12 protein-coding genes are annotated in these 14,633 nt (G+C 74.1%); 8 read left to right on the forward strand and 4 right to left on the reverse strand.

All coding sequences use genetic code 11. The features are described from left to right. Positions 1 to 2: 2 nt before the first annotated feature. Entirely contained in the window at positions 3 to 1,121 is a 1,119-nt protein-coding gene (locus O7628_RS01985; RefSeq protein WP_278127886.1) for a MoxR family ATPase, read from the reverse strand. 246 nt (positions 1,122 to 1,367) lie between these two features. On the opposite strand from O7628_RS01985, the gene O7628_RS01990 reads away from it, so the two are divergent. The 3 genes from O7628_RS01990 to O7628_RS02000 all read left to right on the forward strand — a co-directional run bounded on the left by O7628_RS01990 (position 1,368) and on the right by O7628_RS02000 (position 3,770). After that, entirely contained in the window at positions 1,368 to 1,598 is a 231-nt protein-coding gene (locus tag O7628_RS01990; protein WP_278127887.1) for a hypothetical protein, read from the forward strand. A 22-nt stretch (positions 1,599 to 1,620) separates the two neighbouring features. Further along, positions 1,621 to 2,271, forward strand: coding sequence for a PH domain-containing protein (locus O7628_RS01995; protein ID WP_278127889.1), 651 nt, complete (start codon positions 1,621 to 1,623; stop codon positions 2,269 to 2,271). A gap of 137 nt (positions 2,272 to 2,408) precedes the next feature. Next, complete coding sequence (locus O7628_RS02000; RefSeq protein WP_278136181.1) at positions 2,409 to 3,770, forward strand: PH domain-containing protein; 1,362 nt, start codon at positions 2,409 to 2,411, stop codon at positions 3,768 to 3,770. A 36-nt stretch (positions 3,771 to 3,806) separates the two neighbouring features. Here O7628_RS02000 and O7628_RS02005 read toward each other — a convergent pair whose 3' ends face one another. Then, a complete protein-coding gene (locus O7628_RS02005; RefSeq protein ID WP_278127891.1) occupies positions 3,807 to 4,853 on the reverse strand; it encodes a phosphatase PAP2 family protein in 1,047 nt (348 codons plus the stop codon). A 221-nt stretch (positions 4,854 to 5,074) separates the two neighbouring features. Between O7628_RS02005 and O7628_RS02010 the strand changes: the two genes are divergently transcribed. After that, complete coding sequence (locus O7628_RS02010) at positions 5,075 to 5,500, forward strand: hotdog domain-containing protein (RefSeq protein WP_278127893.1); 426 nt, start codon at positions 5,075 to 5,077, stop codon at positions 5,498 to 5,500. Further along, a complete protein-coding gene (locus O7628_RS02015) occupies positions 5,497 to 6,327 on the forward strand; it encodes an MBL fold metallo-hydrolase (RefSeq protein ID WP_278127895.1) in 831 nt (276 codons plus the stop codon). The genes O7628_RS02010 and O7628_RS02015 overlap by 4 nt, the downstream gene beginning before the upstream one ends. Positions 6,328 to 6,361: 34 nt before the next feature. Here the strand turns inward: O7628_RS02015 and O7628_RS02020 are convergent, their stop codons facing one another. Next, positions 6,362 to 7,297: a carbohydrate kinase gene (locus tag O7628_RS02020; RefSeq protein ID WP_278127896.1), complete on the reverse strand. Its 936-nt coding sequence runs from the start codon at positions 7,295 to 7,297 to the stop codon at positions 6,362 to 6,364. Positions 7,298 to 7,657: 360 nt separating this feature from the next. Between O7628_RS02020 and O7628_RS02025 the strand changes: the two genes are divergently transcribed. Beyond that, complete coding sequence (locus tag O7628_RS02025; protein WP_278127898.1) at positions 7,658 to 8,773, forward strand: lytic polysaccharide monooxygenase; 1,116 nt, start codon at positions 7,658 to 7,660, stop codon at positions 8,771 to 8,773. Positions 8,774 to 8,900: 127 nt separating this feature from the next. On the opposite strand, the gene asnB is transcribed toward O7628_RS02025, so the two are convergent. Next, complete coding sequence (gene asnB / locus O7628_RS02030; RefSeq protein WP_278127900.1) at positions 8,901 to 10,862, reverse strand: asparagine synthase (glutamine-hydrolyzing); 1,962 nt, start codon at positions 10,860 to 10,862, stop codon at positions 8,901 to 8,903. Positions 10,863 to 10,974: 112 nt separating this feature from the next. Here asnB and O7628_RS02035 point away from each other — a divergent pair, with 112 nt between their 5' ends. Together O7628_RS02035 and O7628_RS02040 are read left to right on the forward strand one after the other, a co-directional pair. Continuing rightward, on the forward strand, positions 10,975 to 12,456 hold the full coding sequence (locus O7628_RS02035) for an aminopeptidase P family protein (RefSeq protein WP_278127902.1): 1,482 nt from the start codon (positions 10,975 to 10,977) through the stop codon (positions 12,454 to 12,456). A 549-nt stretch (positions 12,457 to 13,005) separates the two neighbouring features. Further along, a complete protein-coding gene (locus O7628_RS02040) occupies positions 13,006 to 14,610 on the forward strand; it encodes a hypothetical protein (RefSeq protein ID WP_278127903.1) in 1,605 nt (534 codons plus the stop codon). The last annotated feature ends 23 nt before the right edge of the window (positions 14,611 to 14,633 follow it).

The raw sequence follows: 14,633 nt of genomic DNA on the forward strand, positions 1-14,633 counted from the left end.
GGTCACGGCCGCTGCCCGGGCCACCCGGCGGCCGGCGGCGCGCCGCCCGGGGTGGCCTGCTGGCGCGGGGCCACCGACGGCAGCGGGATCGTCGACATCACCCGGTGCACGACGTGGTCGGCCGGCACGTCGTCGGCGAGCGCGTCGTAGCTGAGCACCAGCCGGTGCCGCAGGATGTCGGGCGCGATGTCCTGCACGTCCTGCGGCAGGGCGTAGTCGCGGCCGCGCAGCAGGGCCAGCGCCCGGGTCGCCCGGACCAGGCCGAGCGAGGCGCGGGGGCTGGCGCCGTACTGGATCAGTTGCGCGACGTCGGGCATGCCGTGCTCCGCGGGGGTACGCGTGGCCAGCACCAGCCGCACCGCGTAGTCGACAAGCGCGTTGTGCACGAAGACCTGGTCGGCCTTGCGTTGCAGGGCGATCAGGTCGGCGGTGTCGAAGACCCGCGCCGGCTCCGGCGGGGCCACGCCCATCCGGTAGACGATCTCCCGCTCCTCGGCGTCGGTCGGATAGCCGACGACGATCTTCATGAGGAAGCGGTCCCGCTGCGCCTCGGGCAGCGGGTAGACGCCCTCCTGCTCGATCGGGTTCTGCGTGGCCATCACGAGAAACGGGTCGGGCACCGGGTGGGTCTGGCCGCCGATCGACACCTGCCGCTCGCTCATGACCTCCAGCAGGGCGGACTGCACCTTCGCCGGGGCGCGGTTGATCTCGTCGGCGAGCAGGAAGTTGACGAAGACCGGCCCCAGCTCGACGTCGAACTTCTCGCTGGACTGCCGGTAGATCCGGGTGCCCATGATGTCGGCGGGGACCAGGTCCGGGGTGAACTGCACCCGGGCGAAGGACCCGCCGACCACCCGGGCGAGGGTCTCCACGGCCAGGGTCTTCGCCACCCCGGGGACCCCCTCCAGCAGGCAGTGCCCCCGGGCGAGCAGCGCGACGAACATCCGCTCGACCATCCGGTCCTGCCCGACGATCACCCGCTTGATCTCGAACAGCGCCTTCTCCAGCAGCGTCGCGTCCTGCGCGGGGGTGCTCGTCGGCGGCGCGGCGGACGGGGGCGGGGGCGGGGGCGGCGCGCTGCCGTTCGGCGTCGGGGCGTCGGGCGTGGTCGGCTGGGCCACCGGTCCTCCACAGCATTGTCGATCGTCGCGGCGTGGTGCGTGGTGCGTATCAAGACTCGCATGCCCGGCTGAGTGCCGAGGCGGGGAGAAGCCGATTTTCGCCACGCCGTCCCCGGGTTCCGAATCGCCGGTCACGGGTTTACAGCAGGGGGTCCGGCGTGTGTACCATTCACCCCGTCGCCGGGCGGCTCCCCCCGTGGCCGCCCGGCGCTCAATCTCCCGCCCGGCGCTCCTAGACTGGCCCGGATGAGCCTCCCCCCTTCCACCGGCGACGCGCCGATCTGTTCGGCGCGCGGTTGCCGCGCCCCGGCGGAGTGGGCGTTGCGCTGGAACAATCCCCGCCTGCACACCGCCGAGCGGCGCAAGACCTGGCTCGCCTGCGCCGACCACCGGGCCTCGCTCGGCGGCTTCCTCGATGCGCGGGGCTTCCTCCGGGAGGTCGCGCCACTGGCCGGATCGCCTACGCTCGACGGGTGAGCGCGCGCAGCGGACGTCCCCGGTGACCGGCGAGCCCCTAGGCGGCCCCCCGCCGCACCCCTCCGGGCCCCCGCCCGGCCCGCCCCCGGCCGCGTACCCGGTCGGGCCACCCCCCACCGAGCCCTCGCCCGGCCCGCCCGCCGCGGCGGGTCACCCGGCCTTCGGGCCGCAGGCGGCACACCCGCCCGGGCCCCTGGAGCCGTGGCCGGCGACGGTGCGCTGGCAGTCGGTCTCCACCGACCTGATCTGGGTCGAGCTGCTGCGCCTGGCGGCGCTGCTCGGGGTGGCGCTGCTGACGCTGGCGGTCGGCTGGGCGGTGAGCGGGCACTGGCTGTTCGGGGCGGGGATCGGCGCGGTCGTGCTGGCCGGGGCGTGGCGGGTCGTCACGATCGTCCGGGCGGTGCACGCCTGGGGCTACGCCGAGCGGGAGAACGACCTGCTCGTCCGGCACGGGCTGCTGGTCCGCCGGTTGTCCATCGTGCCGTACTCGCGGATGCAGTTCGTCGACGTCAGCGCGGGGCCCCTGGAGCGGGCGTTCGACCTGGCGACGGTGCAGCTGCACACGGCCGCGGCGGCCAGCGACGCCCGCGTGCCGGGCCTGCGCCCGGCGGAGGCGGCCCGGCTGCGCGACCGGCTCACCGCCCTCGGCGAGGACCGCGCGGAGGGCCTGTGACCCGCCCCGGCCCCGAGCTGCCCCGCCCGGCCACCGACACGCCGCCGGCGCCCCACCCCGACGGCCCCGCCGCCGAGGTGCCGCCGGCGCCCCGCCCCGACCATCCGGCCGCCGGCCCGCCGCACGACCACCAGCCGATGCCCCCCGCGCCGCCGACGCCGCACGGCCACCCCGACGGCGGCGGCGCGGAGCCACGGCGGCGGCTGCACCCGCTGAGCCCGGCCCTGCACGGGGCCAAGTCGCTGGTCGTGGTCATCGCGGGCCTGTCCTGGTCGACACTGTCGCGGGTCGGCTTCGGCTGGTTCGCGGCGATGGCGACCGTGCTCGCCCTCGGCGCGACGGTGCTGGCGGTGGTGAGCTGGTACAACACCGGCTACCACGTGGTCGGCCGGGAGCTGCGCGTGTACGAGGGGCTACTGTGGCGGCGCACCCGGGCCATCCCGCTGGAGCGGCTCCAGGCCGTCGAGGTGGTCCGCCCGCTGCTCGCCCAGCTCACCGGCCTCGCCGAGCTGCGGCTGGAGGTGGTCGGCGGCGGCAAGACCGAGGCGCCGCTGGCCTACCTCGGGGTGGCCGAGGCCGCCGCCCTGCGGCAGCGGCTGCTCGCGCTCGCCGGCCCCGCGCCGCACCCGGGGGCGGCCGCGCCGCAGCCGTCCGCCCCGGCCGGGCCGGCGGTCACGCCCGTGCCGCCGGGGCGCGCCCTGCACGCCGTGGCCAACCGGGACCTGCTGGTCAGCCAACTGCTCACCCCGCAGGCGTTCCTGCTCCCCTTCGGCGTGGCCTTCGTCGTGGCGCAGTTCCTCTCCGAGGGCTCGTGGTCGTTCATCGCGGTGGCGAGCACGGTCACCGCGATGGCCGGCGTGCTGCTGCAACCGATCCGCCGGGTGCTCGACGACTGGAACTTCCGGCTGGCCCGCGACGAGGGCACCCTGCGGGTCCGCAACGGCCTGCTGGAGACCCGGGCGCAGACGGTGCCGCTCAACCGGGTGCAGACCGTCGGGGTGACCTGGCCGCTGCTCTGGCGGGCCAAGGGCTGGCTGCGGCTGCGCCTGGAGGTCGCCGGCTACTCCGGCGGCGAGGCCGACGACCGCAACCGGCCGGATCGGCTGCTGCCGGTGGGCGACCAGGGCACGGGCGAACGGATCGTCGCCGAGGTGCTGCCGGGGGTGCGGCTGGGCGGGCTGGCGACCGGCCTCCCGCCGACCCGGGCCCGGTGGCTGCGCCCGCTGGGCTGGCGCGCGGTCGGCGCGGGGCTCGACGAGCGGGTCTTCGCCGCCCGGTCCGGCCTGCTCACCCGGCAGCTCACCGTCGTGCCGTACGCCCGGATCCAGAGCGTGCGGGTGACCCAGGGCCCGGCGCAGCGGCGGCTGCGGTTGGCCACCGTGCACGCGGACACGGCCGGCGGCGCGGGCGCCGCCGCCCTCGACCGCGACCTCGACGAGGCGTGGTGGCTGGCGGCGGAGCTGACGGCCCGGGCGCACGCCGCCCACCGCGCCCGCTGAGCCGCAACCCGGCCGGGCCGGCTGCGGAAACGCGGCTCAGCGGGTCGCCGGCACCACCGACGGGTCGGCGACCGGGTCGGCCGGCTCCGCGCCGCCCGGCCCGCCGTCGGCCCGCTCCCCATCGGGGGTACGGCGGGACCGGCGCGCCGCCCACCAGCGCTCCCCCAGGCCGACGGCCAGGAAGGTCAGCCCCACGTACGCCCAGCCGACGAGCACGTCGATGACGTAGTGCTCGCCGGAGTAGACCAGGGTGAACGTCATCGCCAGCGGGTACGCCAGCAGCAGCGGCCACCAGCGGCGGCGGGCCGAGCGGAGGAAGAACACCACCACGAAGAGGGCGAACGCGGTGTGCAGCGACGGCATCGCGGCCACCGGGTTGGACGCGATCTGCCCGGCGTTGAGCAGGTTGCCGGCCCCGTGCATGCCGAACGCCTTCCAGCCCCGGGTGGAGATCCGGGCCACCTCGGTGAGCAGGCCGTTCTGCGCCGCCCACCAGGGCGGGGCCGCCGGGTAGAGGAAGTAGGTGACCAGCCCCGACGCGCACAGGAACCCCCAGCGGCGCATGAACGCCGCCCAGCGGTGCCGGTTGCGCATCCAGAGCACGGCGGCGGCGGCGAGCGCCACCACGAAGTGCGAGAAGTACACCCAGCTCGCCACCACGTCCCACCAGCGCACCTCGGGACGGTAGAGGTGCTCCTGCAACCAGATCGTCGGCACCTGGCCGCCGGTGGCCCAGCCGAACATGAACCGGTCGGCGACGATCAGCTCCATCGCGTGCGGGGTGGCCCCGTTGTCGGCGAACCCCCGGGACAGGTTGTAGACGGCGAGCAGCAGCACCACGGGCACCCAGTCGCGGGCGAAGCGCAGGTGGCTGCGCCACGGGCGGCGGGAGTTCCAGGCGATGGTGGCCGCCCAGATCCACAGGAACGCGTACGCCGGGTCGGTGGGCAGGCCGATGACGAGCCAGCCGGCCACGAAGGCGACCGCCCAGGCCGCCATGGCGACCACGCGGCGACGACCGCCGTCGGAGGGCTCCGGTGGTCCGGTGGGGGCGGGGGGCTGGGGGTCAGTCACGACGGCCATCGCCGTCCAGGTTAGCGGCGGCGGCCTTCCCGCCGACGGCGGCCTCGCCGGTCGACGGCGGACCTCGCCCGATACGCGGACGGCGGCCCCGCCCGCCGCCGAGACGACGCCCCCGACGGCTCGTGGCGCGGGCGGCGGCCCTCCCCGTGGCGCGGGCGACGGCCCCGCCCCGTGCGTGGCGGCGACCGGAACGGCGGACGCCGACCACCTAGGCTGTGGCCATGCAGGAGCAGTCGGAGCACTCCCTCGCGCCGGGCCGGTCCGCCCGCGCCGAGCTGACCGTCACCGACGCCGACACCGCGCTCGCCGCCGGCTCCGGCGACGTCGAGGTGCTGGCCACCCCCCGGGTGGTCGCGCTGGCCGAGGCGGCCACGGTCGCGGCGACCGCCGGGGCGCTGCCGCCCGGCGGCACGACGGTCGGGACGCGGGTCGAGCTGGACCACCTCGCCGCCACGCCGGTCGGGCGGACGGTGGTGGCGCAGGCGCGGCTCACGGACGTCGACGGGCGGCGGCTGGGCTTCGAGGTGACGGTCACCGACGACGCCGGCCGGGACGTGGCGCGGGGGCGGGTGGAGCGGGTGCTGGTCGACCGGCGGCGCTTCGTCGCGCGGGCCACCGGCGCGCCGGCCGGGGCGGGCACGCCGTGACGGCGCGGTTCGTCGAGGTCGCCGACCGGGTGTACGTGCTGCGCGAGCCGCTGCTCGACGTCAACGTCACGCTGGTCGTCGGCGACGACGCGGCGCTGGTGGTGGACACCCTCTCCACCGCCGGGCAGGCCGCCGGGCTGGTCGCCGCCGCCCGGGCGGTCACCCCGCACCCGTGGACGATCGTGAACACCCACCACCACTTCGACCACTGCTTCGGCAACGCCGTCGTCGCCGGCGACCCGGCCCGACCGGTCTACGCGCACGAGGCCGCCGCCGTGGCGCTGCGGGACCGCCCCGACGAGCTGCGCCGGGCCGCGTACGAGGAGATGCGCGCCGCCCGGCCGGAGCTGGCCGCCGAGCTGGCCGGCACCCGGCTGCTGGCCCCGACCCACGTCGTGCGGGCGGAGACGGTGCTGGACGTGGGCGGCCGGCGGGTGGTGCTGCGCCACCCGGGTCACGGGCACACCGACGCCGACCTGGTGGTGCACGTGCCGGACGCGGACGTGCTGGTCGCCGGGGACCTCGTGGAGCAGAGCGGCCCGCCGGCCTTCGAGGAGTCGTATCCGTTGCAGTGGCCGGACGCGCTGGCCGAGGTGCTCCGGCTCACCACCCCGGGCACGGTGGTCGTGCCGGGGCACGGCGAGCTGGTCGACCCGGAGTTCGTCCGGGCCCAGCACGGGCAGTTGGCCGAGCTGTCCTGGCTGATCCGGGCCGGCCACACCGGCGGGGCACCGCCGGAGCGGGTGGCCGCCGAGGCGCCCTTCGGCGCCCGCGCCGCCCTCACCGCGGCCCGCCGCGGCTACGCCGAACTGGACGGCGCCGGCTGACGTTCCGCCCGCCGGCGCGGGCCGCCCCGCCGGGTCAACCGGGGAAGCGGGCCAGGACCTCGGCGCGGGTGGGCATGGCCACCGCGCCGCCCGCCGACTCGCAGACCAGGCCGGCCACGCGCAGCGCGAACGCGACCCGGCGGTGCCAGTCGGCGGGGTCGGTGGGCTCCCCGTCGGCCAGCAACCCGGCGACGAGCGCGCCCATCACCGAGTCACCCGCGCCCGTCGCGTCGACCGCGTGCACCTTCGGCGCGGGCACGCGTACCGGATCGGCGGTGGCGGCGGCGACCAGCGCGCCGTCCGCGCCGAGGGTGACCACGACGGTGCCCGCCCCCAGCTCCCGCAGGTACGCCGCGACCCCCTCGACCGGCTCGCCGGGATAGAGCAGCTCCGCGTCGGCGGCGCTGAGCTTGACGAGGTGGGCGGAGGCGGCGAACTCCGCGACCGTCTGGCGCAGGGCGGCCAGCGCGGCCGGGCCGTCGAGCAGCCGGGGCCGGACGTTCGGGTCGAACACCCGCAGCCCGCCCGCGACGGACCAGGCGCGGCGCGCGGCGGCCAGGACGGTCGGCGACAGCAGCACGATCGAGCCGCAGTAGAGCACGTCCGCCGCCCCGACCAGGTCCACGTCCAGGGCGTCGGCGGTGAGCAGCCCGTACGACGGCGGCTCGCCGTAGAAGCGGAAGTCCGGCTCCGCGCCGGAGTGGGTGGCCACCGCCAGGGCGGTCGCGGCGGGCACGGTGACCGCGCCGGCCAGCCCGACGCCCGCGTCGGTCAGGAAGGCGCGGATCCGGTCGGCGAGCGCGTCGTCGCCGAGCGAGCCGACGAACTGCACCGACCCGCCGAGGCGGGCCACCCCGACGGCGACGTTGAGCGGGCCGCCGCCGATCGCCTGCCGGAAGACGGGCTGCCCGTCGCACTCCCCGTCGAGCAGGTCGATCAGTGCCTCGCCGAGCACCACCGCGTATCCCATCGTGGCCCTTCCGTCGCCTCCGCTGTCGTACCCCGATCCTTTCCTACCTGGCGGCGACGCCGGCACCGAACCCCCACCTGGCGGGGCCGCGGACCGGGCGGGACCCGGATATCATCGACAGTCAACTATTGCGGCGGTCGGCTTCGGCGTGGTGAGATGACGCTGCCGGTCGATGCGAGGGGCTGTCGCGTCCGCCGGCGCCGGGAGAGAGCCAGCGCGAGGGGCACACCGGTCCGCCGAGGCGGACCGTCGGTGACGCGCGCCGTCGGCCCACGGGCATGGGCGCGGCACCGCGATCGTGACATCCGCTCGTCCCAGCGGAACGGCCGGTGCGGTCGTTCCGCGAGTCAGGAGAACCCCGTGACCCGTTCCCGCACGGCCGCGCTGCTCATCGCGGCCGCAACCCTCGCCGCGGGTGCCGCCACCGTGGTGGCCAGCCCCGACCCGGCAGAAGCACACGGCGCGTCGATGACCCCCGGCGCCCGCACCTACCTGTGCTGGAAGGACGGCCTCGCCCCCACCGGTGAGATCAAGCCGAACAACCCGGCCTGCTCGGCCGCGGTCGCCCAGAACGGGGCCAACTCGCTGTACAACTGGTTCAGCGTGCTGCGCTCGGACGCCGGCGGCCGCACCGTCGGCTACATCCCCGACGGCAAGCTGTGCAGCGGCGGCAACACCGGCTTCAGCGGCTACGACGCCGCCCGCAGCGACTGGCCGCTGACCCACCTGACGGCCGGTGCCCGGTTCAACTTCACGTACAGCAACTGGGCCCACCACCCGGGCACCTTCTACTTCTACGTGACGAAGGACAGCTGGAGCCCGAACCGGCCCCTGGCCTGGAGCGACCTGGAGGAGCAGCCCTTCCTCACGGTGACCAACCCGCCGCAGAGCGGTGGGCCGGGCACCAACGACGGGCACTACTACTTCAGCGGCAACCTGCCCTCGGGCAAGAGCGGCCAGCACATCATCTACTCGCGCTGGGTCCGCTCGGACAGCCAGGAGAACTTCTTCGGCTGCTCGGACGTGACCTTCGACGGCGGCAACGGCCAGGTGACCGGCATCGGCCAGGGCGGCACCCCGAACCCGACCACCCCGGCGCCGACCACCCCCGCCCCCACCACGCCGGCTCCGACGACGCCGGCGCCCACCACCCCCGCCCCGACGACGCCGCCGGCCGGCGGTGACTGCATGGCGACCTACAAGGTGGTCAGCTCCTGGTCCGGCGGGTTCCAGGGCGAGGTGGCCATCATGAACCACGGCTCGACGCCGTTCGCCGGCTGGAAGGCGACCCTGGCCTGGTCGACGGGCCAGACGATCCACAGCCTGTGGAACGGCACGTACACCACGTCGGGCTCGACGGTGACGGTCACCAACAGCCCCTACAACGGGACGGTCGCGCCGGAGGGGACGACCACCTTCGGCTTCGTCGCCGGCGGCACGAGCTCGCTGCCGACGGTGAGCTGCTCCCGCGTGTGACCCCGCGCCCGCGCGTCGGCCGAGCCGGCGCGCGGTGAGCGGAAAGGGCCCCCGCCGAAACGGCGGGGGCCCTTTGGCGTGCCGGCCCCCGCCCACCCCGCTCAGCGGGGCGCGGGGCGCGCCGGGCTCAGCGGACCATGGAGCCGACGACCGGCTTCGTCAGCAGCGCCGACTGGTTGCGCTGGATGCCCGGGTCGAGCGTCTTGGCCACGAAGATCGCGTGCCAGATGCAGAAGATCAGCACCGTCCACACCTTGCGGGAGTGGTCGGCCTCCTCCCGCTTGTGCTCCTCCAGCAGCCGCATCGCGTACGACAGGTCGATCAGGTCGCCCGCGCCGGAGTTCGACAGCACCCAGCGGGCCCACTCGTACATCTCGCCGCGCAGCCAGACCCGCGTCGGGGTGGGGAAGCCCAGCTTCTTGCGGTTGACGATGGCCGGCGGCACGACGCCCTGGAGGGCCTGGCGCATGGCGTACTTGGTGGCGTCGGAGCGCGGCGGGAGCTTCAGGTCCACCGGGATGGTGGCCGCCACGTCGAACACCTCCTTGTCGAGGAACGGCACCCGGACCTCCAGCGAGTGCGCCATCGAGATCCGGTCGGCCTTGACCAGGATGTCGCCGCGCAGCCAGGTGTAGAGGTCGACGTACTGCATCTTGGTGACGTCGTCGAGCTCGGTGCACTCGGCGTAGATCGGGGCGGTGACGTCGGTGTAGCGCACCGAGGGGTCGTAGCGGCGCAGCAGGTGCTGCTTCTCCTCCTCGGTGAACATCCGGGCGTTGCCGTAGTAGCGCTGCTCGATCGGGGTGGTGCCGCGCTCCAGGAAGCTCTTGCCCTTGACCCCCTGCGGGATGGCCTTGGAGACCGCGCGCAGCCCCTTCTGCACCCCGCCGGGCAGGCCGTTGACCGTGCCGAGCGACAGCGGCTCGCGGTAGATGGTGTAGCCGCCGAAGAACTCGTCGGCGCCCTCGCCGGAGAGGACCACGGTGACGTGCTCGGCGGCCTTCTTCGCCACGAAGTAGAGCGGCACGAGTGCCGGGTCGGCCACCGGGTCGTCGAGGTGCCAGACGATCTTCGGCAGCGCGTCGATCATGTCCTGCGGCCCGATCTTGGTCGGGATCGTGGTCACGTCGAGGTGCCGGGCCGAGTCCTGGGCGACGTCGATCTCCGAGTAGCCGGGGACGTCGTAGCCGACGGTGAAGGTGAGGATGTGCGGGTTGAACTCGCGGGCCAGGGCCACCACGGCGGTGGAGTCGATGCCGCTGGACAGGAAGGAGCCGACCGGCACGTCCGAGCGCATGTGCATCCGGACGCTCTCCCGCAGCGTCTCCCGGATCTGGTGGTAGAGCCGGGACTCGTCGCTGACCGGGGTGGGCCGGAACACCGGGCGGTACCACCGGCGCACGTCGATCCGGCCGCCCGGGGTCCAGGTGAGGTACTCCCCCGACCCGATCCGGCTGATCCCCTGGTGCAGGGTGCCGGGCTCCGGGACGTACTGGAGGGTCAGGTAGTGGCTGAGGTTGGCGGTGTCGATGCCGGCGTCCCCGGCGTACGCCGACTGGGCGAACGGCAGCAGCGCCTTCTTCTCGGAGGCGAGGTAGAGCCCGTCGGCGGTCTCCAGGTAGTGCAGCGGCTTGATGCCGAAGTTGTCGCGCGCGCCGAACGCCCGGCGCTCCTGCCGGTCCCAGATGACGAAGGCGAACATGCCGCGCAGCCGGGTGAGCACCTGCTCGCCCCAGTAGTGGTAGCCGGCGACGATCACCTCGCCGTCGCCCGCGGTGGCGAACTGCGCGCCGAAGTTGCGCACCAGCTCCTCGCGCAGCTCGATGTAGTTGTAGATCTCGCCGTTGAAGGTCAGCAGGTAGCGCCCGCCCGCGTAGGGCAACGGCTCGTGGCTGGACGCCACGTCGATGATCGCCAGGCGCTTGTGCGCGAAGACCCCGTCGGCGTACTGGCCGCCCGCGTCGCCGACCACCTCGACCCCGGTCTCGTCCGGTCCGCGGTGGTGCAGGCATTCCAACGCCCCCGCGATGTGGTCGCGGTGGGCGGCGGCGTTGCCGTTAGCGCTGAAGAAGGCCAGAAGTCCGCACATGGTGGTCATCTTTCCACGCGGCGCGGGCGACCGTCGCGGGCACCGCAGGGTCTCCGCTCGCGCCTGCGCCGGGGTACCGTCTGGACCAGCGACGAGGCGGAGGGAGCGGATCATGAGCGAGGACCGGACGGACGGCCAGCCGGCGGACGGCACCGAGTCGCACGACCCGGATTTCCCGGAGGCGTTCCTGTCGTTCATGCGCCAGGGCTGGCGGGACACCACCCTGCCAGTCGGCCCCCGGGTGGAGGTGCCCAACCACGCCAAGCGGCGGGCCGCGCTCTCCGCGGCCTTCCCCGGCGAGACGCTGGTCATCCCCACCGGCGGGGAGAAGACGCGCGCCAACGACACCGAGTACCGGTTCCGGCCGGGCAGCGACTTCGCGTACCTGACCGGCGACCCCGACCCCGACAGTGTGCTCGTGCTGCGCCCGAACGGCTCGGGGCACGACGCCGTGCTCTACGTGCGGCCCCGCTCCTCGCGGGACAACGACGAGTTCTTCCGCAGCCGGCACGGCGAGCTGTGGGTGGGCCGGCGGCACACCCTCGCGGAGAAGTCGACCGAGCTGGGCCTGCCCACGGCCGACCTGGCCGAGCTGGACGCGGCGCTGGCCGACCTGGCCCCGGGGCGCACGCGGGTGCTGCGCGGCTTCGACGCCCGCGTCGACGCGGCCGTGCGCCCCTACGACGGGCCCCGCGAGGAGGGCCAGCCGGCCCGCGACCGGGAGCTGGCCATCGCGATCTCCGAGCTGAAGCTGGTCAAGGACGAGTGGGAGATCGCCCAGCTCCAGGACGCGATCGACGCCACCGTGCGGGGCTTCGAGGACGTGGCCCGGGTGCTGCCGGCCGACCGGGGCGTCTCGGAGCGGCTGCTGGAGGGCATCTTCGCGCTGCGTGCCCGGCACGACGGCAACGACGTCGGCTACGGCTCGATCGTCGGGGCCGGCGAGCACGCCACGATCCTGCACTGGGTGCACAACCACGGCACCACCCGGCCGGGCGAGCTGCTGCTGATGGACATGGGGGTGGAGAACCGCAACCTCTACACCGCCGACGTCACCCGGGTGCTGCCGGTCGGCGGCCGGTTCACCCCGCTGCAACGCCAGGTCTACGACATCGTGTACGCCTCGCAGCAGGCCGGCATCGACGCGGTCCGGCCGGGGGTGGCGTTCAAGGACGTGCACCGCACCTGCATGCGGGTGCTCGCCGAGGGGCTGCACGAGCTGGGTCTGCTGCCGGTGAGCGTGGACGAGGCGATGGACGAGAAGTCGACGGTCTACCGCCGCTGGACGCTGCACGGCTTCGGGCACATGCTCGGCATCGACGTGCACGACTGCTCGAACGCCCGTAAGGAGACGTACCGCGACGGCACCCTGGGCGAGGGCTACGTGCTCACCGTGGAGCCGGGGCTCTACTTCCAGCCCGAGGACGACCTGGTCCCGGAGGAGCTGCGCGGCATCGGCATCCGGATCGAGGACGACGTGCTGGTCACGGCGACCGGCGCGGTCAACCTGTCGGCGGGGCTGCCGCGCCGGGCCGACGAGGTGGAGACCTGGCTGGCCGAGCAGCGGGAGGCGGGCCCCCGCCTGCCCGGCTGACGGCGACAGCGTCCCGCTCGTCCCGGTGACGGGCGACAAGACGTCGAACACGGGTTTTCTTCAGATAAGTCCGGCCGAGGCTGGTTCGACCGTTAAGGTGGGTTCAGCGGCCGGCTCCCGTCGGCGTCGTTCCATCCACCGAGTTGTCACCGAAGTCCATCCACTGATTGCAGTCGTCGGCACGAACCGGCGAGCCACGTCGGCACCGGCTCCGGTGCTCGACTGATCCACATAGCGCGGGGCCTGCGCTGGACGACGAGTCCGGGCACAGGCCCCGACGTCTACCACCGGCCGCCCGATGGCCGGCGCGGCAGCCACCGCGCCAGAGCCGCAGGCCCTTCCTCCAGCGCCGCGCGCCGCGCGCTCCGAGTCCCGTCTGATCCGGCTTGAGGCATGGGTTCTCAAACGTGGGCTTTCCTCGGATAAGCCCACGAAGCGAAGAAAGCTCTCCTACGGTGATTTTCAGTAGCTACAACCGATTTGTAGCCAAGGACGCCACGCCACGGCGAAGCGGCCTTGTCTGATGCAAGGAGAGGGCAGAGAGCTCCGATGTCCAATCACCTTAAGCAGAGCGGCACCGCCAACCCGGTGCCGAGGAACCGCCGCAAGAAGTGGCTCGCCACCGGCATCGCCGGCATGGCGGGCGTGGTCGGCCTGGGCATGATGGCCGCCACCACCGCCAGCGCGGTCACCCGCCTCGACGACTCCGGCGGACACCAGAGCCAGAAGGACGGTTCGGGCCGGGGCGAGGGCTGGGAGGGGCACGAGGGTGGCCGCCCCGGAGAGGGCGAGCGGCACGTCGCCTCCGTGCCGTGCGACGTCACCGCCCTGTTCGCCGCCATCAACCGGGCCAACCAGAACCTGGGGGGCACCCTGAAGCTGGCCCGTGGCTGCACGTACGAGCTGCGCACCGGCACCGCGACGGCGACCGGCAGCAACGCGCTGCCGCCGATCACCACCGACATCACGATCCTGGGGGAGCACTCGGTCCTGGAGCGGGCCTGGGACCTGGCGAGCGCGCCGCCGACCCTGTTCCGCATCTTCCAGGTCAACGCCGGCGGCAACCTGCGGCTGAGTGACGTCACGCTGCGCAACGGTCTGGTCGTCACCGCCCCCGGCGGCGGGGCCATGCTGGTGCAGGCCGGCGGCCGGGCCGAGCTGAAGGGCGTGAAGCTGACCCAGAACAACGCCGCCACCGCCGGGGTCAACGGTGGGGCGATCACCAACCTGGGCACCACCGTGCTGAAGGACACCAAGTTCACCCTCAACAACGCGGGGAACAGTGGGGGCGCGGTCTTCAACAGCGGCACGCTGACGGTGCACGACTCCCACTTCGAGGCGAACAAGGCCAGCGGCACGAACACCCAACCGCCCGTGTCCGGTGGTGGCGCGATCGCCAGCACCGCGGGTGCGGTGACCATCCGCAAGAGCACCTTCGTCGGCAACCAGACCGCCGGCAGCGGCGGCGGTCTCCTGGTGGCCGGCGGCTCCGCCGACGTCGCCGACAGCACCTTCCGGCTCAACGTCGCGCTGACCAACGGCGGCGGCATCGCCGTCACCGGGGGCAACGTGCAGTTGCGCGACGTCAAGTTCGTGGAGAACACGACGCTCGGCGCGGGTGGCGGGCTCTACACCCTCGGCGGCTCCACCACCACGATCCTGCCGGGCGACGACAAGTGGACGTCCGAGCTGGCCGAGCAGTACCGCGGCGGGAGTGCCCCGGACCATGGCACCAGGGCCAAGAGCAGCGAGGACAAGGGCGGCAAGGGCGGAATGGCCGAGCCGCAGCCCGACGGCCTCCAGCCCGGCGGCGACGGCGCGGAGTACGAGAAGAAGGTGGAGCGCTACAACGGCACCACGTTCTTCGGCAACGTCGCCGGCACCAACGGCGGGGCCATCAACAACGGCGGCGTCCTCACGATGTCCGACAGCGTGGTGCTGCGCAACCAGGCCGCCAACAACGGCGGCGGCATCAACAACGCCGCCGGCGGGACGCTCGTCGTCCAGCGCAGCGTGATCACCGAGAACCAGGCCGGCGCCACCGGCGGCGGCATCTTCAACGCGGGCACCGCCAGCATCGACGTCAAGACGCTGGTGTTCCGCAACAACCCGAACAACTGCGGCGGCACCGCCATCACCAACTGCCAGGGCTGACCGGGCCGCCACGGAGCAACCGC

This window comes from Micromonospora sp. WMMD956 (genome assembly GCF_029626125.1).
GTDB lineage: Bacteria > Actinomycetota > Actinomycetes > Mycobacteriales > Micromonosporaceae > Micromonospora > Micromonospora carbonacea.

Bases quoted from the DNA above. Each gene is read 5' to 3' on its own strand.
- O7628_RS02005 (WP_278127891.1), bottom strand. From the start codon at position 4,853: ATGGCCGTCGTGACTGACCCCCAGCCCCCCGCCCCCACCGGACCACCG.
- O7628_RS02040 (WP_278127903.1), top strand. From the start codon at position 13,006: ATGTCCAATCACCTTAAGCAGAGCGGCACCGCCAACCCGGTGCCGAGG.
- O7628_RS02035 (WP_278127902.1), top strand. From the start codon at position 10,975: ATGAGCGAGGACCGGACGGACGGCCAGCCGGCGGACGGCACCGAGTCG.
- O7628_RS02010 (WP_278127893.1), top strand. From the start codon at position 5,075: ATGCAGGAGCAGTCGGAGCACTCCCTCGCGCCGGGCCGGTCCGCCCGC.
- O7628_RS02000 (WP_278136181.1), top strand. From the start codon at position 2,409: ATGCCCCCCGCGCCGCCGACGCCGCACGGCCACCCCGACGGCGGCGGC.
- asnB (WP_278127900.1), bottom strand. From the start codon at position 10,862: ATGTGCGGACTTCTGGCCTTCTTCAGCGCTAACGGCAACGCCGCCGCC.
- O7628_RS01990 (WP_278127887.1), top strand. From the start codon at position 1,368: ATGAGCCTCCCCCCTTCCACCGGCGACGCGCCGATCTGTTCGGCGCGC.
- O7628_RS02020 (WP_278127896.1), bottom strand. From the start codon at position 7,297: ATGGGATACGCGGTGGTGCTCGGCGAGGCACTGATCGACCTGCTCGAC.